The organism is Photobacterium leiognathi (genome assembly GCF_030685535.1).
Classification (GTDB): Bacteria; Pseudomonadota; Gammaproteobacteria; order Enterobacterales; family Vibrionaceae; genus Photobacterium; species Photobacterium leiognathi.
In genome coordinates this window covers 1238423-1261305 of sequence record NZ_CP131599.1, presented here as the reverse complement: position 1 = coordinate 1261305, position 22883 = coordinate 1238423, and the positions used below count along the sequence as shown (strand labels likewise).

The window sequence follows — 22883 nt, the reverse complement described above, 5'->3', positions numbered from 1 at the left end:
TAGATCGCATTGCTTTTGAGGAGATCTAAATTATGTCGTCTATTGTTGTTGTTGGTGCTAACTGGGGTGATGAAGGTAAAGGCCGTATTGTTGATTATTTAGCAGGTCAAGCTTCAGCAAGCATTCGTTTCCAAGGTGGTAACAATGCGGGTCACACCGTAGTAAACGAGTTTGGTACATTCAAACTTCACCAATTACCAAGCGGCGTATTCAACCCAGATTGTATCGCAGTGTTAGGCCCTGGCATGGTGATCAGCCCTGAAAAACTGTCGTTAGAAATCGAAGAAGTAGCAACATCTGGCGTTGAAGTAAAACTTTGTATCTCAGATCGCGCAACATTATGTCTACCACTTCACGCACTTGAAGACACGTTAGAAGAGCAACGTCTAGGTGACGGTGCATACGGTTCAACTCGCCAAGGTATTGCCCCTGCATACGGCGATCGTGTAATGAAGAAAGGCATTCTTGTTGGTTGGTTAAAGCAACCTGAAGTGTTACGTGAGCGTATCCAATTCATGATGGATTGGAAACTGCCTCAAATGAAAGCGTTATATCCATCATTTGAGTTCACTCAAACAGCAGAAGAAATGACTGAGTGGCTACTAGAAGTATCTGCACCTTGGCGTGACAGCATTACTAACGTCACTGAACCACTAAAAGCGCTACAAAAAGAAGACAAAACATTATTGTTTGAAGCACAGCTTGGTGCTGGTCGTGATTTAGTATACGGCGAATACCCTTGGACAACGTCTTCAAACGTAACAGCAGCTTACGCAGGTATTGGTAGTGGTTTACCAGCACTTCACCCTGAGCGTGTTATTGCTGTTGCTAAATCTTTCAGCTCATCTGTAGGTACAGGTACATTGATCACAGCAATGGAAGATCAAGACCAATTCCGTGAAGATGCTAAAGAGTTCGGTGCAACAACAGGTCGTCCACGTGATATGGGCTACTTTGATGCAGTAGCAACACGTAACGGTGTTGAACTACAAGCGGCAACTGAAATTGCCCTAACTAAAATTGACTGCCTAACAGGGATGAAAGATCTTAAGATCTGTGTTGCTTACAATGGTGAGCACACTGAAAATCCAATCTGGCCTCAGACTGCATCATTAGCACCTGTTTATGAGCAAATGAAAGGTTGGGAAGAAGATATTACTGGCTGCCGTCAATTTGAAGAGTTACCAGCAGGTGCACAAGAATATATTCTTCGCATTGAAGAGTTGATGGGCGTGCCTGTGAAAATGGTCTCTGTAGGTCCAGAACGTGATCAAATGATCTTACGCTAATTGCGAAAGTATAATTAGTATCAAAAGCGATAAATAATGAAACGGGCGTGTTGATTAACACGCCCGTTTTTTCATAAAAATTCAAAGGACTTAAACAAGAGAGAAGAGTAGCTTTAGTAAATATAATGTAGATATAAGCTATTTATTTTACTTTAATTAAAACGTAATACCCGCCTTAATCACAATTCCTACCATCATGGCAAAATAGGCTAAGAAGCCTAAAAAGTTACCTACCCAAATTGTTGGGTTTTTATGATAGAGCCCATAAATAAACCACAATAGTGAAATCAGTGCATACATAGACCAAGTGGTTAACGATAAACCATGAGCATGATTGGGATGGGAGATAAAAAGTTTATACAATTGAGGCATAGTAGCTATTGGGCTAACTAACCCCATAAACAGCATGATAGGCTCTAGTTTTTTCCCTAAACTTTCCAACAACGACATATTACTTTACCTCTTCAACAAATATTACGCTAAGGCATTGATGGTTAATGTATTTCAAGCTTAGTTCGGTTGCTGATGAAATGCTAAAAAATGTCTAGAGACTAGGTTTGAGCAATAGAAACTTCGCGATTTTCATTCTTGTTTTTCGTTTTTGAGTTCGGCGCATTGAAGTATTTCAATCAGCGTATTGCTGTTTGAGATAACGTGATCGGGTTGGTGGGGTATTAATGCTTGTTCTGCGTTATACCCCCAAGTTACTGCAATACTGCTGATCTTCGCTTTTTTCGCTGCTTTGATATCTCGGATTTCATCACCAATATAGAACACGTCTTTGTTTAGCCAACAGTTGTCTTTGATGAGTTTGCGAATGGCTTTAACTTTGCCAAATAGACCAACATCCGAGACGATTTTGCTAAAGCACATTAGCTCATGCTGGTCTAAAAACGTTTGGATATTCTGGTTTGAATTAGAGCTCAAAATAACCAGTTCGTAGTCAAGTGCAAGTGTTTGGAGTGTCTCTTGCCAGTTAGACGCTAATGGTAAGGCTTTGACCTTTGCTGCCATATAGCGACGAATATACCGAGTTACCGTAGGCACTTGATACATCGGTAAGCCAAGAAACTTGAGAATTTGCCATACGCTATAGTGGCGAAAGGTTTCAATTTCATCATCTTCAACGTTACGAAAACTATATTTGATGTGAGCAGCACGCATGGCTTCGATAAAAAGATCAAAACTGGCAGCTAATGTTCCATCAAAATCTATGATGATTTTCTTGTTATCGTTCGTGTTCGCATTGCGATCTTCTATTTATTATTGTTTCAAAGCTCATCATACAACGAGTGATATATTTAGCTGTAATGGTCAATGCGGCAAAACCTTATCGAAAACTTTACAACAATTTACAATAGATGAAGTTGGTTTACGTTACAGCCGTTATCTTACCCTTGGGTTAATGATAAGGAATCAAACGTGAGCTATTATCCAACACCATCCATCATTACAGAGCAACGATTTGGCTTTGGACCAAGGTTGAATACACACAAAGTGGCTGTGTTGTCGCTTGCTGAGCAACTCCACGCCAAGCCATATTTAGATCCTACCATTCAGGCTCTGCCATCTACCGATCAAGTGTTGGCTCAAATAGGTCAATACAATCAGCAGCGTAAAAAATTAAAGAAATCTCCAGAGCAAAAGCGTGCTGTACAAAAGCAAGTTAACCAATTTTTCCAGCAAAGTTACCAGCAACAAGTCTCTGCGCGTAACTTACAAACCTTGCATTCTCCCTATGGTTTTCAAGAACAGTTAATTCAGTTTTGGAGTAACCATTTTGCGGTATCTGCTGATACTCGTAAGGTTAAACCGATCATTGCAGGGATTGAAAACGAAGTGATTCGTCGTCACTGGAATGGCAATTTTAACGCCATGTTGCAAGCAACCATTAAGCACCCAACCATGTTGATGTTTCTTGATAACAACTTGTCTATTGGCCCAGATTCAAAGCTAGGGAAAAAGCGTCAGAAAGGATTAAATGAAAACCTCGCTCGTGAGATCATGGAGCTGCACACGTTAGGTGTTAATGGTGGCTATGATCAGCAAGATGTGATTCAACTTGCTCATGCAATAACAGGGTGGCAGGTAAGTTTTGATGATAAAAATCCCGGCTTTAAATTTGCCTCATGGGCGCATCAGCCGGGTACAGTGACCTTATTAGACCAGCGTTTTTCCCAAACAGGCATTGAACAAGGACGAGCATGTTTAAAGATGTTAGCACTACACCCACAGACAGCGAAACATCTAGCGACCAAACTGGCTCAACACTTTATAGGTACAACGAAAACCAGTGTGATTAACGATCTTGCTGCGGTTTACTTGAAAAATAACGGCAACTTACTGCCCGTTTATCAAAGGTTGTTGCAAGAGCCTGAGGTGAACGTATCGCAACCAGTACGTTTTCGTACTCCGCAAGAGTGGTTGTTTGCGCTATTGCGCAGTGCAGATATTACGCCGCCAGCAAATAAGATCACTTCGCAATTACGTTTACTTGGACAGCAACCGTTTATGGCGGGATCACCAGCTGGTTGGTCAGATCAAGACAGTGATTACAACAGTGCATCAGCGTTGATGCAGCGCTGGCAAATCGCCAATATGTATGCGGCACAAGCCGTAAAACACGCGAGAAAGCAAAAGATAAAACCTAATCATTTCGTTAGAACGGTAGCTGCTAATCTTTATGGCTCTGCACTTGATCAACATACCGAGCTTGCAATGAATAAAGCAGACGGTGCGATTTCTAAATTAGTGATGTTGTGGCTCAGTCCGCAGTTTATGTATCGATAGGAGATGATGATGAATACATTGGATCGTCGTAACTTTTTAAAGTCATTAGCTGCTGTCAGCGTGTGTAGTGCATTGCCATCAATGGCGTTTGCAAAAACGCAGTCAAATAACATTCTGGTATGGATCACTTTGCGTGGTGCAATGGATGGTTTAAATGTGGTAGTGCCTTATGGCGACAAAGACTATTTACCACAGTGACCAACGATTGGTCTGCAACAAGAACAATTACATATTTTGGATAATTTCTTCGGTTTACACCCTGCACTTAAAAATAGTTACCAATGGTATCAACAAGGGGAGATGGCATTTATCCATGCTTGTGCAACGCCATATCGTCAGCGTTCTCACTTTGATGCACAGAAAATCTTAGAGAATGGCACTAATGCTCCCTTACACCGTGATGGTTGGTTAAATCGCTTGCTTGAGGTGGATAATAAGCAACACTCAATTGCGATCGACTCTGGTTTACCTTTGATTTTACAAGGAACTGCTCAGGCTAATAGTTGGTATCCGCACAAGTTAAAGATCAAGCAACAACAAGCCGATTTGTTGCAAGAAATGTATCAAAGTGATCAAACCTTGGCTGAAAATTTCGCTAACGCAATGGAAGTGGAAAAAATGGCAGGACATGTAAAAGGTGGTCAGCAATTTGATGTATTAGCAAAGCAAGCGGGGAAATTTTTAACATCATCGGATGGGCCTAATATTGCAGTGTTAGAGTTAGGTGGCTGGGATACTCATGCTTGTGAAGGTGCAGTAAAAGGACGTTTGGCAACACAGCTTAAAAAGCTTGATGACGGGCTTGCGGCATTAAAACAACAATTAGGAAGTGCATGGTCACGTACTGTTGTTATTGCCGCGAGTGAATTTGGTCGGACTGTTGCGGAAAATGGCACTAAAGGCACTGATCACGGCACAGCCAATGCGATGTTGCTTGCGGGTGGGGCAATTAAAGGGAAACAAGTGATCGCTAAATGGTCAGGATTAGCCATATCACAACAATATAAAGGGCGAGATCTCGCACCAACTACGGATATTCGTGCGGTGTGTAAAACCGTTTTGCAATCTCATTTAGGGATAAATAAAACTCAGCTTGACGTTGTTTTCCCACATTCCAGCGACTTATCACCAATCAATAATTTGGTGCGAACCAGTTAAAATATTCCAAATCATAAGCAGAGTACGCAGATCAATCTTTCTCGTGAAACAGCGTACTCTGTTAGTGAGTAGCTAAATAAGCCTTTATCTGTTCAATAACTGTATTTACACGGTTAGGCACAAATTTGTTGGCGTGAGTACCAAGGTAAATTTTCTCACTGACTTGATGGGTTAGTGAAAATGTCTTGATTTCCTCTTGTTGGTGAAAAGCTTCGACAGCATAACGAGGTAATACAGTAAACCCTAATCCTAGCTTTACTGGCTCGACAATAAGACTGATTTGGTTGGAAAAACCTGATTGTTTGAATTGTTCAATGTGTTGAAACTCAGGAAAATTTACGCTGAGTAGTTGGCTGGCATGATAGATCCCATCAGGGTGATTAATAAACCCAAGTTTGAGTAAGTTTTCCCAACTAGCAGTCGTGATATGGGCTGGTGTCACCAGCAATAAATCTTCACTACCAATGTGATTGAGCTTTACTTCCCCTTTGCCAGCAAGGCTTGTCATTAGACCAACATCAATTTGTTGTTCGGCGATCATTTTTTCTATTTCATGGTTAGGAGCAAAGCGATAATCAATGATGAGATCAGGATGTTGTTGCTGAAAAGCCAGTAATTGAGGGTAAAGCTTTAATCCCACGCTACCCGGCGAGGCTAATCTCACCACACCTTCATAGCTAGGATCTTCACTAATCCGTTTATCTAAATCCGCCAGAGATTGCACAATAGTATTTGCTTCACTGTATAAGCGTTCACCTGCATTCGTGAGGGTGAATTTTTTACCGTGACGCGTAATAAGAGGCTGATCTAAATACTGCTCTAATTTACGAATATGCTGGCTGACACCAGACTGAGTCATAAAGAGTTTCTCTGCGGTATGGGTGAAATGCCCAGTTTCAACCAAAGTGCAAAAGCTACGTAACCAAACAGGATTTATCATTACAAAACGTACTCATAATCATGATATATGATAATTTTACATAATAACGTTCAGTTTGTAACCTAGTCATCATCAACAACGAGCAATAAGAAGAGATCAACGATGACGACACAAACTTACCCACGCAGCTTTTCTCATATTGGTATTTCAGTGCCAGATTTAGAAGCGGCAGTAAAATTTTATACTGAAGTATTAGGTTGGTATTTGATCATGGAGCCTACTGAGATCGTGGAGGATGATTCAGCGATTGGCGAAATGTGTACTGATGTGTTCGGAAGTGGTTGGGAGCGTTTTCGTATTGCTCACCTATCAACGGGTGATCGTATTGGCGTTGAGTTGTTTGAATTTAAAAATCAAACTAACCCTGAAGATAATTTTGAGTACTGGAAAACAGGCATTTTCCACTTCTGTATTCAGGATCCAAATGTAGAAGAATTGGTAGAAAAGATTGTAGCTGCTGGTGGTAAGAAACGCATGAAAGCGCCACGTTTTTACTACCCTGGTGAAAAGCCTTACCGCATGATCTACATGGAAGACCCATTCGGTAATATTTTAGAAATTTACTCTCACAGTTATGAGCTTCACTACAGCGCTGGTGCTTATAAATAAAATTAGTAAGCAGAATATGTGAAATATAAAAGCACTGTTCATCAGTGCTTTTTGCATTGATTATAGCTAAAAATTAGGGCCATTTTTTCTTTCAGAAAAAGTAATCAATAGAATGGCATAAACACCTTGCGAGTAGTTAATAAACCATTCATCACAGCCTGAATCCAAGCCGCAGCAAACAGTATTTCTTCGATTAGTAGAATTATATCTAAGCGACTTCATTTCCCAAAGGGCGGGTTTACTTACTTGTATATGTTATCGTCAATTTGTGATTTATAAATACTAGATTTTTAAATCGTCTTCTCGTTTACAAAACAAGGTATTCTCGCTGAACTTAGTGCTGTTAAGAATACAGCACACATTGCAGGTGCTAGTCAGGGCGCATTATTACAGATATTGTCGTGTGTTCATCTATGCCAACTTAAAATTAAAGATTTTGTATTTATTTAGTTAAAAATTACTTTCATCACATAAAAAAATTATGTTTGATGCATTCGAAATTTCTAAAATTATCTTATTTATTTTCTGAAATAAAAAATTTTTCAAGAACCATAATTTAGTAATAATAAAATAAACATGCCACTTATCATCTTTATTTATAATACAAATTGATAAGAATCAATTATTAATCATAATAAGTCTATTACTATGTCGGGAAATATTCGTAATGATATTAATGTACCTTCAGTGTTTAATATTTAAACGTATTCAGCTAAAAGTTTAAATATTAAGTGCTTATTCACTTAGATATATCATTGCTATTAAAAGTGATTATTTACTTCAATAAAGGCAGTTCAATGGCGTTGCAGCCTCAACATTTAGAAAAATATCAAGCAGTTATTGGTTTAGCAGGACATGTTGATCACGGAAAAACTGCATTGATTGAAGCATTAACGGGCATAGTCACGGCTCGTCCTCATGAACAAGCGCTAGGCATGACGCAAGATCTTGGTTTTGCCCATTTTAAAGATGATGACGGTAATACTATAGGCGTGGTTGATGTGCCGGGCCATGAACGTTATCTAAGAAACATGGTCGCTGGGGTATGGCATCTTAATGTGTTGTTGCTGGTTATTGCTGCTGATGAAGGTTGGATGCCGATGACGACTTCCCACTTGCATGTTGCTCATGCGATGGGCATTGAAGACATAGTAGTGTGTATTAATAAACGGGATAAAGCCACGCCAGAGCAGTTAGCTGAGATTGAAGAACAAGCGTTAGATAACGTGTTGGAAATGACAGGGCTATTACCTGAAATCGTCAGTGTGTCAGCACTTAAGAACGATAATATCCAAGCGTTACGTTCACTGCTTATTGAAACCGTGAAAACCAATATTTGCCGTAAACAAGCATTAGTGAACAATCAGGGTAACACTGAAGTAAAACCTGCTGAGCCATTAATGTATATCGATCGTGCATTTGTAGTTAATGGTATTGGTACGGTATTAACAGGCACTCTAGCGCAAGGCGCATTAAGCATAGGTGATAAGGTTCGTTGTTATCCTGCTAATATTTTAGGTACCGTTCGTTCACTTCAAGCTTATCACCAACAGCATCAAAGTGTTTCTGCAACATGTCGTGTGGCAGTGAATGTAAAAGGGATCAGCCGTAAAGATGTGGGTCGTGGGCATGTTCTAACTTCTACACACATGACAGCGTCGATGCGAGATATGTGTATTGTTCGCTTAAATAAAACCGCTGATAACTTAAAACAGCGTAAACAACGTCATGTGGAAGTCGCAATGGGGACTTGGCATGGTACAGCACGCTTGAACTACATTCCAAATACAAAATTAGCCCGACTAGTGTTTGATAAACCATTACCGCTGATTTTTGGTCAACGTTTGGCGATGATCCAAAAAGGAGGTTGCGGCCTGCAACATGGCGCTGAGATCGTCTGGTTTGAGCCTGTGATGGGCTATCAAAAGCGTCGTTTGTACCAAGCGCTAGATAACCTGCCTGAATATTTAAAACCAGAATCACAGCGTGAAATGTTACTGGCGTTACAAGGCTATTTTGAAACGACAGAAGCAGATTTCACACCTGCGGTAGAGCAAACCTATATCGCACCTTATTGTTTTGATAACCAATGGTTAGTTGAAACTTATCAGCAAATTGATGCGTTGTTAGCTGCTGGTATTTCCATGGCATCAGCTGAGATTGCCACCCGTTTACGTGTTAATGAAGCGGTTATCGACACACTAATGCAGCAGCTTAAACAGCAAGAAAAGGTGCATATTAGCTATGGTAAATGGTGTTTAGGTCAGGGAGATAATGAAGACGATCTACCGACAGTAGCACAAGAAATTTTGAAGCAGATCCGCAGTTTCGGTAAAGCAGGGCTTGAGCTGAATAAAGTCACGGTAGCTGGTGGTAAGAAGTGGTTACGCCAGTTAAGCCATCAAAAATATATTACTGCTCTAGATGATACGATTTACTTTGATATGGGATTGTATCTTGATTTAGTAAAAGCAGTGATAGCCGATCATCAACCACATGATCGAATCTCAATGGGTGACATTAAAGATCGCACCGAGCTAAGCCGTAAATACTCAATTCCATTGGCGAACAGGATGGAGAAGGACGGCTGGGTGCGTCGTGATGGTGATGAGCGTATTATTTTAAAAGCATGGTCAGCATAAACCGATCTTTGTAATGTTAACCGTATATAAGCCTATTGTTTTCAAATTAACCGAAACAATAGGCTTTTTGTTTTTCAAGATAAGTAAACGGCTGCTATTAACGGTATTTATTTGATCCGGCGCAAATTTTTGTAATGGAAATTTCTCTCATTTTAAATTTGTTACTAGGCTTTTTTCTGCATCATTCGCTGTTGGAATAATGTGCCAAGAACAAGTATCCAATAAATAGGGAGTAAATTCAGCAATGCATCCACTAAAGAAATTCACACTTACAGCATTGGCGTTAATGGTATCAGGTCAGGTAGCTGCGGCTGATTATAACAAGGTAAGTGAGATCCCTTTTAAAGATGAAAACTTTAAACAATGTGTGCTGGCACAACAAATCGAAGATCCTGCTGCAATAACAAAGCTGTCTTGTAGCCAGTTCGCCATTAATAATATTGATGAATTAGAATACTTCCCTGCGTTAAAAGAGTTACAGATCTCTGGTCCCGAACTAAAACAGGTAGATTTAAGCCATAATCCAGAGCTAGAAAGCGTATTTATTACTAAATCGAAGATTGAGAAGATTGATGTAAGCCATAACCCTCAATTAAAAGAATTAGGCGTTAGTTTTAATCAATTAACTGACATTGATTTAAGCCATAATCCCCAGCTGACAGATTTAGCGGTTGTAGCAAATAAACTGACTACTTTAGATTTATCAAAAAATCCGCAATTGAAATATCTATTGGCGGAGCGTAACCAATTTACAACGCTTGATTTTAGTCAGAACCCTAACTTAGTGCAGGTAGGATTAAGTGAAAACCAACTTGCTACTGTTAACGTGAGTAAAAATAGCAAACTTAAAAGCTTATCACTGATGTATAACCAAATGGTTGAGTTAGATGTTACTCATAATGTAGCGTTAGAAAAATTAAGGTTAACCGATAATAAACTGACGTCGATTGATGTGAGTAAAAATCCTAAATTACGCGCATTGTGGGCAACAGATAATACACTAAAAAAATTAGATATTAGTGCTAACCCATATCTTGATGATTATGAAGCAGATGACGGTGTTGAAGTGATTAAATAGAGCTATTAACATAGCGCACAACATTATTACATTTACCAAAGAAGCAGTATTTATGTCTTTACCACCATGCCCAAATTGCCAATCTGAATATGTTTACCAAGATCAAGCGAACCTTGTGTGCCCTGAATGTGCTCATGAATGGAATCCTGCTGAAGTTGCAGCAGAAGAAACCATTGTAATGAAAGATGTGAATGGCACCTTATTGCAAGAAGGCGATAAGGTAACGTTTATTAAAGATCTTAAAGTAAAAGGCAGTTCATTAGTGCTAAAAATTGGCACCAAAGCTGTTATCAAACGTATTGTTGAAGGTAAAGATCACCAGCTAGATTGCAAAGTGGATGGGGCGGGTGACATGATGATCACAGCGCAGTTTGTAAAGAAAGCATAATTACCACGCTTTTTTGCTTATCAATTAAATAAGAAAAATACGCTAGCCTCTTTCTAGTTAAAAAGAGCTTAGCGTATTTTTTATTAGGTGCTTGCTAGTGCTTTTAATGCCAGATATCGGCTGACACCTAATTCCGCAGCTTCAATAGCTCCCGCTAAATAACCAGGAAACTCAACAGCCCATTCGCTGGCAATCCCTGTTAGTTTATGTTGCCAAGGGCCATGTTCGACATAACATAGTGGCGCTAGGCTATGAATGGCATCATTTGCATCTTGTTGCGTGGCGGTATAACCATCTTGTGCCCAATCTTTAATCACATCAGCTTTAAGATTGTTGGCTTGTTCACCAAATAAACGCACTAATTGCTGTTGGCAATACGCTTTCATTTGTAATTCGCCAATTTCTTTTCGCTGAGTCGCAGGTATACCGATAAAACCAAATAAGGCAGCGTAATTAGATTCACTACCCTGTGATGCATCATGTATTTCCACCATTGGACCAGCCAAACTTCTCGCACTGCCCGATAGTCCTTGTTCACGCCAAAATGGATGTTCGTATACTGCGATATATTTAGCATGGGGAGCCATCCATGTTGCGGTATTTTTCCAGTGCTTTGTTAATTCGCTCGGTAGTTCAGGGGTAAAGCGAATTGAATCAATAACTAATCGAGGTGGAATAGCCAAAAGTACATGATCCACCGTAACAGATTGCGGCTGTTTATCATGGCTATCATGATAGTGGATCTCCACATGCTCTTGTTGTCGCTCAAGCATAGTGACTTGTTTAGATATATAGATATGTGGGTTTTTCAGCCTTTTACGTAGTACCTTAATTAAGCTCTCCATACCTTGCTTTAAACGCATTGATACGGGCGAACTCACAAAGCCTGCAACTTCATTAGGTGGTTCAGATCGTGAACGCTCAATGAGCATATTGCCCGTATCATATTGATTAAATGATTCTAATTCGAGATCCATGATTAATTGGGCGAACTGAGGCTGAATATCAGGCCAAAACCAAGCAGGACCGAGATCAAAACTGGCATCAGAGTTTTCTGGGGCGAAAGATTGAATTCTACCGCCAAACGTCTCCCGAGCCTCTAGTAATAGGTAATCGGTGATCCCTTGTTGTTCCAGTAAATAGGCAGCATAAAGACCACTTAATCCACCGCCAATAATGGCTACTTTTTTATGTGTCATGATGTTACCTCGCTTGCCAGATTTACAAATTCACCTTGCTTGATATAAACCGTTGCACCTTGCTCATTGGCGTGAACATTTGATGTGTTTCCTTTTGGTAAACGTAGCCAACTGCCTTGTGGATAGTCGTTTCCGTCATACTTAATCGAGCCTGAAACAACAAAAATTTCGGTTGCATTAGGTGCTAAATCACACACCTCACTAAACATCGGGACTTTCTGTAAACTGACGGCTTCATACTGATCAGCAAATAATAAACAGATCTCTCGACCGTGTTGTATTTGCCAGTTTTTTGGATCTTTGGTGTTCACACGCAGTGTTTGGCTATCGTCAGGTCGCATTTGCCATAATTTGACGAAAATCGTTGCTCCTTGATGACTAAATGGAGTGTGTGAGGACGCTGGTGGATTGCGTAAATACCATCCTTCAGGGTAATCACCGCTACTATCTGAAAAGGTACCGGATAATACGAGAATTTCTTCACCACCTGGGTGCGCATGGCAAGGAAATGATGAGTTAGCGGCATAACGTACCACTGTGGTTGCTCGGGCTTTTTCTCCACCGATACGATCGAGCATCATGCGTTCCACACCTGGTTGTGTTGATGGCACCCAGTGATAGCGTTCAGCACTAATGGTTACAGGGCGCGTAAAATCCGCATTAATTTGCATGGTTGCCTCCTAAATATGGGTGATTAATAGAGGGCGATAACGCAGTTGCATCGCCCTGAAAATGATATGCAAAGAATGTGATTAATTTCGCCCCGCCATCACACCGCCATCGACATCCCAAATAGCGCCTGTTACCCAATCGGCTTTATCAGACAGTAAGAAAGTAATGGTATTGGCAATATCATCAGGTGTACCTACGCGACCGATAGGGTGGAAATCGTTAAATCCTTGCAGGGCTGTGTGTACCTCATCTTTAGGAATAAAACCTTCATAAATAGGGGTTTGAACAACCGCTGGTGACACTGCATTTACACGAATATTGCTTGCCGCTAACTCCATCGCTAAATGTTGAGTGAGTGCATGTAATCCTGCTTTTGCCATTGAATAAGCTGATGATGGTGTTGCAGCAATGGCTTGTTTGCCCCACATAGAGCCAATGTTCACAATTGCCCCTTTTCGTTCATTGGCGATCATGTTGGCAGCCACTTTTTGAGTAATAAAGAAAAATGCACGGTTAAGCTGCATATATTTATCGTAGTCGTTACCATCATGCTCAAGAAACGGTTTTGGGAAAAACACGCCCGCAGCATTTACTAGCAGATCAACGTCTTGGTGCTTTTCAGTAATGGTGTCGATAAGCGCATTAACTCCAGCTTCACTGGTGAGATCTGCCGTCAGTGCTTCAACAGCGCCTAACGTGGCTAATGCTTGTTGTGCGTTTTCGGCTTTATCTGCACGATGGCCCACAATCACAGCGCTGCCGCCTTGCTCTAACACCTGACGAGCAGTTTCATAGCCCATGCCACTTGTACCGCCGATCACTAATAGTTTTTTCCCTGCAAATAGATCACTCATGGCTTTACTCTCTCTGTTTATCGTTGTTTTAGTGATTCGCTACCAACAAAAGAAAAACTTTCATGCTAGGCTTGGGTTGATAGTGAATTTTGATATTTATAAGAAGCACTACTTCGCTTCTCATTTGCGTTATAGGTATTTTTGATGTTTTTACTGGTATCGACAAATGAGATAATCTGTTAGCCCGCTAAAGAAAAACTTTATCGATATGAAATTGCCAATATATTTGAATGCGTTAAAAGCTTTTGAAGCCAGTGCTCGCCACCAAAGTTTTTCTGCTGCGGCTGAAGAGCTAAATGTCACCCCCGCAGCGGTAGGGCAATTGGTGAGAACCTTAGAAGAGTGGCTTGATACGCCATTATTTCACCGTACTAACAGCGGAAAAATTCGACTGATGCCAACTGAAACAGCAGAGCGTGCATTGCCAGATATTCGAGCAGGATTTGATAAATTATCTCAAGGTTTAGAGCTGCTTCAGCAAAGCCCAACGTGCGGCATATTAACGGTAACCGTCAGTCCTGCGTTTGCTGCTAAATGGTTGTTACCTCGGTTAGATAGGTTTCAAACCTTATGTCCTGATACTGATGTGCGATTAGATACCAACTTAAAACCGATAGATTTTGCTATTCAGCGTGTCGATATTGGTGTGCGTTATGGCACAGGAAATTGGCAAGGTCTGGTGGCAGAGAAATTAATGGATGAAGAGGTATTTCCTGTCTGTTCACCACGTTTATTAGAGCAGCCTGAAAGATTAAGCTTGCCGGAACAATTGTTACAAGAAACCTTAATTCATGATTTATCAATGGATGAACATACCGGATTTCCAACATGGTCAGCATGGTTAGAAAAAGCTGGCGTAGAGAAACATCAATCAGCCCATAATATTCAAATTAATAACTCGGCAGCGGTATTACAAACGGCTATTGATGGTGCTGGTATTGCATTAGCGCGGAGTGTAATGGTGAAAGATGATTTAGCAGCAGGGCGGTTAGTTCGTTTATTTCCAGAGATCCAATTTGATTCTCCACTGGCTTATTTTGTGGTGTATAAGCCAGAATCAACAGAGTTTGCCAAGAACCAAATGTTTCGTGATTGGTTATTTACCGAAGCTATCCGTTGATAAGCATACTGATTTTTAATCGAAAACTCGGTTTAACACGTAATGATAAACGGGCAAGTTAAACGAGAATAATCGTGCATAAGAAATGCAATCTACCATCAAAAATCTGTGTGGTTTGCCAACGTCCGTTCACTTGGCGTAAGAAATGGCAACAATGCTGGGATGACGTGAAGTATTGCTCTGAGCGTTGTCGGCGATCACGCCAGTATGTGGATTCATCAAGAAAGAAATTAAGCTGACACATAATGAAAAAATGTGTCAGCTACTGTAGTTTTTGCGGTGTTATTTAAGCCTTAAAAATCTTCTGCGACTTCAAATACTACACGTTCGTTGGTCGTTGGGTGATTAAACGCTAGGTATTGGGCGTGTAGGCATAAACGATCACCTTTTTGTCCATATAAATCATCACCGACAATAGGCATATTCATCCCTTTAATATGGGCTGAATGGACGCGAAGTTGATGAGTTCGACCTGTTTTCGGGTAGTAATATACTTTGGTTCTTCCATTTTTACGCTCAAGCACTTGCCATTTTGTTTGTGCTGGTTTGCCGTATTGGTAACACACGATTTGACGAGGGCGATCGTCTAAATCCACTCGCATTGGGAAATCAATAATACCTTCATCGGCTTCACTTATTCCTTCTAATAAGGCTACGTAGCGTTTTTCTACCGTACGTTCAATAAACTGTTTTTGTAGTGCTTTGTGGGCATCTTTGGTTAACGCAATCACGATCAAGCCTGATGTTGACATATCTAAACGATGGACAATCAACGGGCTATCGCTATCAGGAAACACGGCTTGCATTCGGCTATATACCGAATCGGTGATGGTTTTACCGGGTACAGATAAGAACTCTGCTGGTTTATTAATGATCACCATGTCATCGTCTTGATAGACAATCGTTAGTTCTTTTCCTTCAGCTGGGTTTTGCTCTAATGGATTTTCGTCCACCTCAATACCTGCCAACATGTGCGTTAAAATAGGCTCACATTTGTTTTTAGACGCTTCATAAAAGTATTTATGTTTCAGCATTTGTGGCGCAGGAGATTTACCCCACCAGAAGTGCGCCATGGCTAATGGTGTTAAGCCATGAGTAAACGCATACTGAAGCAGTTTGATGATAGCGCAATCGCCCGCACCTTGTAATGGTTCATCAAACAACTGATTGAGATCTTTATATTCCCCAAACTGGTTCACAAAGCGGTATTGGCTATGAATACTTTGTTCTAACTGTGCTGCTAATTTAGCTTGTTTGGCTTTTAATTCAGCAAGCACAGTGGTATCAGTTTCAAGCTGTTCACTCAGTGATAGCAGCGTTTGTTGCCACTGTTGGCGCAATGCTTTTTGCTGATGTTTGTCGTAAGCGCTTTCACGGGCTAAGCGATGAAACTCTTCGGTTTTAAAGCTTTCATCATCATTTTGCTCTGCCGCTTTACGTTGCAATTTACGCTGCTTGCGCTGTTCAATCATTTGTAATCGAAACGCTTCAGACTCTAGCTTTGCTTGTGTTTTGGCTTGGCTATATTGTTGCTGTAATTCAACAAAACGAGGCGAAGATTCTACAGAAGTTATTTCAGACGCTATTGCTGCAAGCTCAGTTTGTCGTGCATGGATCCCAGGAGCAGTTTGCTGCGTATCAAACACAGGTGGTACAAAATGGGGTAATTGTGTTTGCCCAGCAATAGCACCTGAAAATGCTGATAGATAACCGATTTCATCATGTTCGTTTTGTACTACTAACACACCGAACATGGTGCCAATAGCGTGATTATCACTGTCTTTATTTAAACCATCTAAACCAAAATCGTGTTGCCATTCGGTTTGCGTTTCTAGGTGCTGTTGCAGCTCTTGTGCAGCTAATACACTGAGTGGGTGTGGTTTATAACAAAAAGGATAAGTAAAACGTTCAGGTAAGGCGATAGCCTCAATCGATGAGCGAAATGGAGTAAAGATTGAATCGTACATGGTGTTATCTATCGCAAAATGGGGCGAGGATTCTACCATTCTATGAGCGAGAGTACGAGTGACAGGGGATTTGCCTGTTCTCATTCATCATAAATCAAAATTGTTAACTGACGATTTATTGATGAAGCAAAGCGACGACTAGTGATAGGGTATATACCGAATTGGGAATTTAAGAGTTAAGGAGTCAACGATGGCACAACAAAAAGCGATACTGGCTTACGGTTGTTTTTGGGGCATGCAGGATCTCATTCGTCGCCAAACTGGGGTGATCACAACGCGAGTGGGTTATACCGGTGGTGATGTGGCAAATGCAACTTACCCTAATCATGGCACTCATGCTGAAGCCATTGAAATTTTATTTGATGATAGCCAGACCAGCTTTGCAAAGATCTTGGCGTACTTTTTTCAAATTCACGATCCAACAACAACTAATCGTCAAGGTAACGATATCGGTACATCTTATCGTTCAGCCATTTTTTATACTTCAGATGAGCAAAAAGATGTAGCTGAAAAGATGATTACGCGTATTAATGCATCTGGTATTTGGCCTGGAACAGTGGTTACAGAAGTCGTCCCAGCGAGTGATTTTTGGCAAGCAGAGCCAGAACACCAAGATTATTTACTTCATCGACCTAATGGTTATACCTGTCATTTCCCACGTCCTGACTGGGTACTACCAGAAGAGTAATTTAGCCAGTATTAGGCTGCTATGATTTACATTAAAGGCTCACTATTGCTGTCTCTTGATCACAAGTCATTGTGTTCAAGAGACTTAGCTAGTTCATATCCTTCAAGGATGGTTTGTAACCTAAACCATCCTTGCCATAATGTCTTTACAGAAGCGCGACCCGTCCGCTTGGTATCTTTCCAACCACCTAACCGTGCAATACTTTTGTAAGCCCACGATATATTTGGTGCTTCTTTGGGCATTTTTTTCTTCTCTAATTTTAACCACATAAGCTTCCACGCTTTACCTTTTAACACCCGTTCACAACAGCTACTAGATAACTCTTTAGATTCGTTCATAAATCTTAACTGGAGTAAACGAGTAGCAATAAATGCCAAAATAACACTGAGCCTTTCTAAGTTATCTTTACTTTGCATTCTCAGTTGTTCAACTTGCGTGCCTTCACTTTTCCAAACCTTGTGAAAATCTTCTATCAGCCAACGACGCTCATAATAACTGACGATGTTAAGTGCTTCCTCTTTGTTCGTTACAGGCTCTGATGTCAGTAAATGCCATGCGAGCTTGTCGTCACTCTCACCTTGCTCTATACATCCAACATAGTAGAGAGAGATATTATCGAACTCTTTTTTATTGGCGGGAGACTTAAGTGTCACGGGAGCATATTTGATGTCTAGATGAGCCGTGCGGGACTTACGACCGCCTTTTTGCGGTATTTTTAGCTCTTTGCTTCCTGCTGATAACAACTTGGAAGCGTAGTCATAAAGACGATTATCATGCTCCTCGATACAGCGACTTTGCATTGAGCGAACGATAAATCGTTGTTGTTGCTCGTGCTTGTAAGTGAGGTACTCGAATAAATCGGCTTCTCTATCACATACAGAAATAACCTCTGACATTTTCTCGCCTAGTCGCTCTGCAACATGGCGAGATGCTTGTTCCCATTTATAACTTTCTTTTTCTTTGTATGGTCGAGTTGCGTGCTGGTGTCTTTGACCACGTTTTTCAATATCTCGGGTCCAGCGTTGTTGTTCGATTAAACCAACCACAGTGTGAGTTTCGGGAGCAAAAAGCAATGTTGAATGAACGAACATTGCTCGGTGTCGATTACCTTGATTGGAATGCCCGAGTGTATCTTGTATGCTGTGATGTGAGTAACTTAGAGAAGTGGTATCTTCCAATGCAAGCAGTGTTTGTTGCTCTAAAGCTTCTTGTGCTGTGACATAGAATCCAGCTTCTGCAATATCTTCTGCTTTGATTTGGTCATTACGAATAAAGCGATAAGCCCCTTCCATATCGGCTGGGGAGATGATGAGTTTTGAGATAGGGACACCAGGTTGTTCAGCCAGAGAGGTAGCTAGAGCAACGAGTCTTTGAGTGCGTCTTGGGTCATTAAGATCGGCTTGACCGAATTGTTTTTGAGCCCAAAGCGTTGGTTCTATATAGGTCATCATAATCATCCTTATCATTGCTTAGATGATCAGATCATGAAACATAAAATTAGTTCAAAAAATCCCCAAGCATTGGCTTAGGGATTTGTGTATAAGAGACAGCACTATTGAGCCTTTTGTTTATTTGTTCCTCTCAAAATAGAGAAAGATCTTATACTGAATGGGCAATTGATTTTATTCCTGCTTTGTTTGTGTATTCAGTTTCCAGTCACTGTGTAACGCATAAGATAGGATTTCTAAAAAAAGAGAATGGCTATTAGGAGTCATAGTTATGAAACCATTACTATTAGTTGCTTTAACTGTTTTAGCTTTCCAAGCGCATGCGCAAGATAAATACGTGTGTAAGCGTGGCGATTCTGAGCGCGTGGTTGAAGTGGTATACACGAACCCTGGCAGCCAAGTTCCTTGTGAAGTCCATTACACTAAATCAACAGGTACAGAAGTGCTATGGGATGCAAAAAATGAAAAAGGCTATTGTGAAGCCAAAGCAAAAGCATTTGCAGAGAAGCTAACAACACTCGGTATGACCTGTTCAGGTTTAGATGCGACAGCAACAGAACAACCAACAGCAGCGCAAGTACAGCAAGATACAGCTGCTCCTTTGGTTGAAACACAAACCTATTCAAACTCTGCGCTTGAAACTCAAGCAGCACCTGAGTCACAGCCAAAGGAAGTATCAACCGCTGAGCCTGCATCTGCTCTAGAGGTACCAGTACAAACTCAAACGTCAGTCGCTGAAGAAAGTGCAACGCAGCCTGCTCAAACACCTGCTGAAAAACCGCAAGGTCAGCCAGAATAATTCAGTCTTGAATCGTTATGATGTTTTAATGAGCGAGTATGAATATCTCGCTCTTTTTATTTCAAATTGATGGCTGATCAATGTTACCTTCACGCAGTTAACTAACATAAGTGATAAGCAATAGCGTTTGAGATCTGATGAATTTTGAAGAAAAGCCCTATTTACGAGAAATTGAATTAAAGCGAGAGAAAATTGATAACTACGATCAATTTCCTTTTTCTATTCCTGCTATTAAAGAGTTGGATTTTATTGAGTTTCACCCCGATGTCACCTTTTTTGTCGGTGAAAACGGCGCAGGAAAATCAACGTTAATTGAAGCGATTGCGGTCGCAATGGGGTTAAACGCAGAAGGGGGGTAATAAGAATACGGGCTTTGCTACCGAGCAAACACACTCAGAGTTAGATCGTTACATCAAAACAGTAAAAAGCTTTAAACGCCCTAAAGATTATTACTTTTTAAGGGCAGAGAGTTTTTATAATGTAGCCACTTATTTAGATCAGCTAATGCCGCCGCCACTACAAGGCTATGGTGGTCAGTCGTTACATCATCAATCTCATGGTGAATCTTTTATGGCGACGATTTCTAATAAATTGCGTGGAAATGGCTTATACATTATGGATGAACCAGAAGCCGCATTGTCACCAGCACGACAAATGGCTGCACTGTCTGAAATTCACCGTTTGGTTGAAGACGGTTCACAGTTCATTATTGCTACTCACTCACCGATTCTACTTGCCTACCCAAGAGCGAAGATCTATCAGTTCAGTGACAGTGGTATTTACGAAACCGCTTATGAAGATACTGAACATTATGAAATCACTCGTAACTTTCTTAATCGTCATCAGCAAATGATGAAAATACTCATGGATGAAGAGTAAACGTCGATACTTATCGACGCTGTTCTAATTGTTGTTGAATGAAATTAATAAAACAGCGAGTTTTCGCGGGCAATAAGCGGGTTTCTGTAATGGCATAAATGGGAACAGGTGCACCTTGCCACTCTGGTAAAATGCGCTTTAATGTTCCTTGCGCTAACTCATCTATGATCATTTCTTGCGGAAGTAATCCCAATCCCATATTGAGCAAGGTTAATTGCTTGATCATGCCAATACTATTTACAAACAGCTTACTATTGACCTTAATATCTGCCGATTTATCTTTGCTATGTAACGCCCAATGGGGTGATTTTACGATACTAAAACACTGATGTTGGGTAAGTTCGTCTGGTGATTGTGGTTCGCCATACTGCGCCAAATAAGCGGGGGAACCATAAATATAGTGATGAAAGTTAGCGAGCTTACGAGCAATTAAGTTTGAGCTTTCACTTTCACCTGCACGAATTGCAACATCGAAATATTCCGATGTCATATCTACACGCCGTGACGATAAATCAAACTCCAATTCAATTTCTGGGTATTGCTTTGCAAACTCAGGCAGTAATGGCGCAATGAAGTGAGTTGCAAAATCAATAGGGGCAGACACGCGAACTTTACCACTAGGATTTTCTGCTATATCACTCAATTGTTGATGGGCGAGTTTGGCTTCTTCAACAATACGGCGGCAGCGCTCGTAATACAGTTGACCTGCCTCTGTGAGTTCAATTTTTCGTGTTGTACGGTGAAGCAAACGCAGCCCAATGGCTTTTTCTAATGCACTGATGCGCCTCGAAAGGGTGGAATTAGGCACTCCAGTGATCTCAGCGGCTTGGCGAAAGCTCATTACGTTGGCGACTTCTACAAATAGCACCATATCATCAAGTGATGTCATTATTATCCCATTTATGAATCAATTATTTCCATTTTATCTCATTTAATCCAAATATAGAATTATATAACATGGCTTCAAGGTCAGAGATTAACGAGAAAATGATTATGCAAACTCAAAAGAAGAAAGTACTTGTTGTTGGTGCCACAGGTTTCCTAGGTCGTAAAATTTTACGCAGTTTAATGCAGCATTCAAACGTTGATATTAAAGCGATGTCACGCCGTGGTGCACCAAAAGATGAATTTTCAGAGCTAGAGTGGGTACAGGCTGACATGATGGATCCTGCTTCTTTAGATGCTGCATTACAAGGTGTGGATGTTGTGATTAGCTCTGCCAATGGTTATATGAAAGAGAGCCTTGATGCCGATTTCCAAGGCAATAAAAATCTCGCAGAAGCGGCAGCACGAGCAAACATTGAACGCTTTGTTTTCTTGAGTATTGTTAATAGCGATGAAGCGCAGAGCGTGCCACATTTTCATGCTAAAAAAGTCGCAGAAGATGTGATTAAGCAAGTGGGTATTCCTTATGTGTTTGTCCGTGCGCCAGCGTTTTTAGATCAAACGTCTGACTACATTGCGAATGGCTTTAAAGCTGGTCGTTTTTACGCAATTGGCGATACAACCACCAAGTGGTCGTACATTTTGACTGATGATTTAGCGGATTATCTTGCTAAAGCTGCTGCATTTGAAGGCGATCAAATTAACAATAAATCGATTGATGTAGGTTGGAGTGATGGTGCTAAAAGCCAAGCGGAATTGGTGCAATTAATTAGTGAAGTGACAGGTAAAAAGTTATCGACATGGACTGTGCCATGGTTTGTTTTCCAATTACTGGTTCGCCCAATCAAACTATTTAGTGAACTTGGCTATGACATGTTTGAAATGTTTCTGTTCTTCAAAAAAGGACGTTTTGTTGCTGACATTAGCGATCAAGAACGTTTCTTTGGCCCCGCACCATTAGCGAAAGATGTGATCACTCGCTGGGCGAAAAGTAATAAGTTTATTGATTAGTAAACAAAGTTTTAAAAGAAGCTGATTTAATGTCAGCTTCTTTTTTTATTATGCATGTTATTTACGTTCATAAATCAATAAATCCAGTCAATATTGAAATTCAATTTAGCAAATAAAGATTAAAGAAAAATAGGAATAATTACTTTCTACTATACGGTAATTTTTCTGAGGGAATATACTAACCACTTTCCGTTTGATAGCTTTAAATCCTTTATTATTCGTATTTTTCGGGAAAATTAAGCTCTTGATAGTATTTATATTATCCATTTTCAATGATACTTGTTTTTTTCATAATTACTCACACTAAGTGAATTTTACTTTTTATTTGTTAACTTGTTTTAATCTAAGTGTTAACAATAAACCAATTTGTTTAAATGTTAATGGCTTTATGTGCTTTGTGCATAGATTAAATGCAGATGTATCATTTTACTAAAAATAACCGCTATAGTAATTTCATTCAAAGTTAC

General features: G+C 40.4%; 22 protein-coding genes and 1 pseudogene. 14 read left to right on the top strand and 9 right to left on the bottom strand.

The window, feature by feature from the left end; genetic code table 11:
• Window positions 1-32 precede the first annotated feature (32 nt).
• Window positions 33-1289 carry an adenylosuccinate synthase gene (locus Q7674_RS05825; protein WP_045065120.1) on the top strand — a complete coding sequence of 419 codons (1257 nt, stop codon included), beginning with the start codon at window positions 33-35 and terminating at the stop codon, window positions 1287-1289.
• Window positions 1290-1445: 156 nt separating this feature from the next.
• Here Q7674_RS05825 and Q7674_RS05820 read toward each other — a convergent pair whose 3' ends face one another.
• Together Q7674_RS05820 and Q7674_RS05815 are read right to left on the bottom strand one after the other, a co-directional pair.
• A complete protein-coding gene (locus Q7674_RS05820; protein ID WP_008988919.1) occupies window positions 1446-1739 on the bottom strand; it encodes a SemiSWEET transporter in 294 nt (97 codons plus the stop codon).
• 132 nt (window positions 1740-1871) lie between these two features.
• On the bottom strand, window positions 1872-2504 hold the full coding sequence (locus Q7674_RS05815; RefSeq protein WP_305422568.1) for an HAD-IA family hydrolase: 633 nt from the start codon (window positions 2502-2504) through the stop codon (window positions 1872-1874).
• Window positions 2505-2711: 207 nt separating this feature from the next.
• On the opposite strand from Q7674_RS05815, the gene Q7674_RS05810 reads away from it, so the two are divergent.
• Both Q7674_RS05810 and Q7674_RS05805 read left to right on the top strand, forming a co-directional pair.
• Complete coding sequence (locus tag Q7674_RS05810) at window positions 2712-4079, top strand: DUF1800 domain-containing protein (protein ID WP_045065124.1); 1368 nt, start codon at window positions 2712-2714, stop codon at window positions 4077-4079.
• Window positions 4080-4088: 9 nt separating this feature from the next.
• A pseudogene (locus tag Q7674_RS05805) lies at window positions 4089-5237 on the top strand (DUF1501 domain-containing protein).
• A gap of 61 nt (window positions 5238-5298) precedes the next feature.
• Here the strand turns inward: Q7674_RS05805 and Q7674_RS05800 are convergent.
• Window positions 5299-6177 (bottom strand): LysR family transcriptional regulator, encoded by an 879-nt coding sequence (locus Q7674_RS05800; protein WP_045065127.1) that lies wholly within the window; start codon window positions 6175-6177, stop codon window positions 5299-5301.
• Between the two features lie 102 nt (window positions 6178-6279).
• On the opposite strand from Q7674_RS05800, the gene Q7674_RS05795 reads away from it, so the two are divergent.
• The 4 genes from Q7674_RS05795 to Q7674_RS05780 all read left to right on the top strand — a co-directional run bounded on the left by Q7674_RS05795 (window position 6280) and on the right by Q7674_RS05780 (window position 10894).
• Window positions 6280-6786: a lactoylglutathione lyase family protein gene (locus tag Q7674_RS05795; RefSeq protein WP_045065128.1), complete on the top strand. Its 507-nt coding sequence runs from the start codon at window positions 6280-6282 to the stop codon at window positions 6784-6786.
• Window positions 6787-7583: 797 nt separating this feature from the next.
• Window positions 7584-9428, top strand: a complete 1845-nt coding sequence (gene selB / locus Q7674_RS05790; protein WP_045065130.1) for a selenocysteine-specific translation elongation factor — start codon at window positions 7584-7586, stop codon at window positions 9426-9428.
• 244 nt (window positions 9429-9672) lie between these two features.
• The gene (locus Q7674_RS05785) at window positions 9673-10506 is read left to right on the top strand and encodes a leucine-rich repeat domain-containing protein (protein WP_045065131.1); all 834 of its coding nucleotides are present in this window, start codon (window positions 9673-9675) and stop codon (window positions 10504-10506) included.
• 52 nt (window positions 10507-10558) lie between these two features.
• Window positions 10559-10894, top strand: coding sequence for a zinc ribbon domain-containing protein YjdM (locus Q7674_RS05780; RefSeq protein WP_008989696.1), 336 nt, complete (start codon window positions 10559-10561; stop codon window positions 10892-10894).
• Window positions 10895-10977: 83 nt separating this feature from the next.
• Here the strand turns inward: Q7674_RS05780 and Q7674_RS05775 are convergent, their stop codons facing one another.
• From Q7674_RS05775 to Q7674_RS05765, 3 genes are all read right to left on the bottom strand, one after another.
• Window positions 10978-12093, bottom strand: a complete 1116-nt coding sequence (locus tag Q7674_RS05775; protein WP_045065133.1) for a flavin monoamine oxidase family protein — start codon at window positions 12091-12093, stop codon at window positions 10978-10980.
• On the bottom strand, window positions 12090-12764 hold the full coding sequence (locus tag Q7674_RS05770; protein ID WP_045065135.1) for a cupin domain-containing protein: 675 nt from the start codon (window positions 12762-12764) through the stop codon (window positions 12090-12092). Before Q7674_RS05770 ends, Q7674_RS05775 begins: the two co-directional genes overlap by 4 nt.
• 81 nt (window positions 12765-12845) lie before the next feature.
• On the bottom strand, window positions 12846-13619 hold the full coding sequence (locus Q7674_RS05765) for an SDR family NAD(P)-dependent oxidoreductase (RefSeq protein WP_045065137.1): 774 nt from the start codon (window positions 13617-13619) through the stop codon (window positions 12846-12848).
• A 208-nt stretch (window positions 13620-13827) separates the two neighbouring features.
• Between Q7674_RS05765 and gcvA the strand changes: the two genes are divergently transcribed.
• Window positions 13828-14739, top strand: a complete 912-nt coding sequence (gcvA, locus tag Q7674_RS05760; RefSeq protein WP_107229697.1) for a transcriptional regulator GcvA — start codon at window positions 13828-13830, stop codon at window positions 14737-14739.
• A gap of 68 nt (window positions 14740-14807) precedes the next feature.
• Complete coding sequence (locus Q7674_RS05755) at window positions 14808-14978, top strand: DUF2256 domain-containing protein (protein WP_107229696.1); 171 nt, start codon at window positions 14808-14810, stop codon at window positions 14976-14978.
• A 54-nt stretch (window positions 14979-15032) separates the two neighbouring features.
• Here the strand turns inward: Q7674_RS05755 and Q7674_RS05750 are convergent, their stop codons facing one another.
• Window positions 15033-16706 carry an RluA family pseudouridine synthase gene (locus Q7674_RS05750; protein WP_045065138.1) on the bottom strand — a complete coding sequence of 558 codons (1674 nt, stop codon included), beginning with the start codon at window positions 16704-16706 and terminating at the stop codon, window positions 15033-15035.
• Window positions 16707-16896: 190 nt separating this feature from the next.
• Here Q7674_RS05750 and msrA point away from each other — a divergent pair, with 190 nt between their 5' ends.
• Window positions 16897-17394: a peptide-methionine (S)-S-oxide reductase MsrA gene (gene msrA, locus Q7674_RS05745; protein WP_305422040.1), complete on the top strand. Its 498-nt coding sequence runs from the start codon at window positions 16897-16899 to the stop codon at window positions 17392-17394.
• A gap of 59 nt (window positions 17395-17453) precedes the next feature.
• On the opposite strand, the gene Q7674_RS05740 is transcribed toward msrA, so the two are convergent.
• The gene (locus Q7674_RS05740; protein ID WP_305422566.1) at window positions 17454-18842 is read right to left on the bottom strand and encodes an IS4 family transposase; all 1389 of its coding nucleotides are present in this window, start codon (window positions 18840-18842) and stop codon (window positions 17454-17456) included.
• A gap of 271 nt (window positions 18843-19113) precedes the next feature.
• Here Q7674_RS05740 and Q7674_RS05735 point away from each other — a divergent pair, with 271 nt between their 5' ends.
• The 3 genes from Q7674_RS05735 (at window position 19114) to Q7674_RS05725 (ending at window position 20520) form a co-directional block, all read left to right on the top strand.
• Complete coding sequence (locus tag Q7674_RS05735) at window positions 19114-19641, top strand: hypothetical protein (protein WP_045065299.1); 528 nt, start codon at window positions 19114-19116, stop codon at window positions 19639-19641.
• A gap of 137 nt (window positions 19642-19778) precedes the next feature.
• The gene (locus tag Q7674_RS05730; protein WP_305422038.1) at window positions 19779-20000 is read left to right on the top strand and encodes an AAA family ATPase; all 222 of its coding nucleotides are present in this window, start codon (window positions 19779-19781) and stop codon (window positions 19998-20000) included.
• Window positions 20001-20145: 145 nt separating this feature from the next.
• Window positions 20146-20520, top strand: a complete 375-nt coding sequence (locus Q7674_RS05725; protein WP_305422036.1) for an AAA family ATPase — start codon at window positions 20146-20148, stop codon at window positions 20518-20520.
• 10 nt (window positions 20521-20530) lie between these two features.
• Here the strand turns inward: Q7674_RS05725 and Q7674_RS05720 are convergent, their stop codons facing one another.
• Window positions 20531-21409, bottom strand: a complete 879-nt coding sequence (locus tag Q7674_RS05720; protein ID WP_045065302.1) for a LysR family transcriptional regulator — start codon at window positions 21407-21409, stop codon at window positions 20531-20533.
• 104 nt (window positions 21410-21513) lie between these two features.
• Here Q7674_RS05720 and Q7674_RS05715 point away from each other — a divergent pair, with 104 nt between their 5' ends.
• The gene (locus tag Q7674_RS05715; protein WP_052679897.1) at window positions 21514-22416 is read left to right on the top strand and encodes an SDR family oxidoreductase; all 903 of its coding nucleotides are present in this window, start codon (window positions 21514-21516) and stop codon (window positions 22414-22416) included.
• Window positions 22417-22883 lie beyond the last annotated feature (467 nt).

What these genes read in the sequence shown, in the direction of transcription:
- Q7674_RS05725 (WP_305422036.1), top strand. Translation starts at nt 20,146, where the DNA reads ATGCCGCCGCCACTACAAGGCTATGGTGGTCAGTCGTTACATCATCAA.
- Q7674_RS05735 (WP_045065299.1), top strand. Translation starts at nt 19,114, where the DNA reads ATGAAACCATTACTATTAGTTGCTTTAACTGTTTTAGCTTTCCAAGCG.
- Q7674_RS05800 (WP_045065127.1), bottom strand. Translation starts at nt 6,177, where the DNA reads ATGATAAATCCTGTTTGGTTACGTAGCTTTTGCACTTTGGTTGAAACT.
- Q7674_RS05765 (WP_045065137.1), bottom strand. Translation starts at nt 13,619, where the DNA reads ATGAGTGATCTATTTGCAGGGAAAAAACTATTAGTGATCGGCGGTACA.
- msrA (WP_305422040.1), top strand. Translation starts at nt 16,897, where the DNA reads ATGGCACAACAAAAAGCGATACTGGCTTACGGTTGTTTTTGGGGCATG.
- Q7674_RS05750 (WP_045065138.1), bottom strand. Translation starts at nt 16,706, where the DNA reads ATGTACGATTCAATCTTTACTCCATTTCGCTCATCGATTGAGGCTATC.
- Q7674_RS05780 (WP_008989696.1), top strand. Translation starts at nt 10,559, where the DNA reads ATGTCTTTACCACCATGCCCAAATTGCCAATCTGAATATGTTTACCAA.
- Q7674_RS05730 (WP_305422038.1), top strand. Translation starts at nt 19,779, where the DNA reads ATGAATTTTGAAGAAAAGCCCTATTTACGAGAAATTGAATTAAAGCGA.
- Q7674_RS05770 (WP_045065135.1), bottom strand. Translation starts at nt 12,764, where the DNA reads ATGCAAATTAATGCGGATTTTACGCGCCCTGTAACCATTAGTGCTGAA.
- Q7674_RS05740 (WP_305422566.1), bottom strand. Translation starts at nt 18,842, where the DNA reads ATGACCTATATAGAACCAACGCTTTGGGCTCAAAAACAATTCGGTCAA.
- Q7674_RS05825 (WP_045065120.1), top strand. Translation starts at nt 33, where the DNA reads ATGTCGTCTATTGTTGTTGTTGGTGCTAACTGGGGTGATGAAGGTAAA.
- Q7674_RS05820 (WP_008988919.1), bottom strand. Translation starts at nt 1,739, where the DNA reads ATGTCGTTGTTGGAAAGTTTAGGGAAAAAACTAGAGCCTATCATGCTG.
- Q7674_RS05715 (WP_052679897.1), top strand. Translation starts at nt 21,514, where the DNA reads ATGCAAACTCAAAAGAAGAAAGTACTTGTTGTTGGTGCCACAGGTTTC.
- Q7674_RS05795 (WP_045065128.1), top strand. Translation starts at nt 6,280, where the DNA reads ATGACGACACAAACTTACCCACGCAGCTTTTCTCATATTGGTATTTCA.
- gcvA (WP_107229697.1), top strand. Translation starts at nt 13,828, where the DNA reads ATGAAATTGCCAATATATTTGAATGCGTTAAAAGCTTTTGAAGCCAGT.
- Q7674_RS05785 (WP_045065131.1), top strand. Translation starts at nt 9,673, where the DNA reads ATGCATCCACTAAAGAAATTCACACTTACAGCATTGGCGTTAATGGTA.
- Q7674_RS05775 (WP_045065133.1), bottom strand. Translation starts at nt 12,093, where the DNA reads ATGACACATAAAAAAGTAGCCATTATTGGCGGTGGATTAAGTGGTCTT.
- selB (WP_045065130.1), top strand. Translation starts at nt 7,584, where the DNA reads ATGGCGTTGCAGCCTCAACATTTAGAAAAATATCAAGCAGTTATTGGT.
- Q7674_RS05720 (WP_045065302.1), bottom strand. Translation starts at nt 21,409, where the DNA reads ATGACATCACTTGATGATATGGTGCTATTTGTAGAAGTCGCCAACGTA.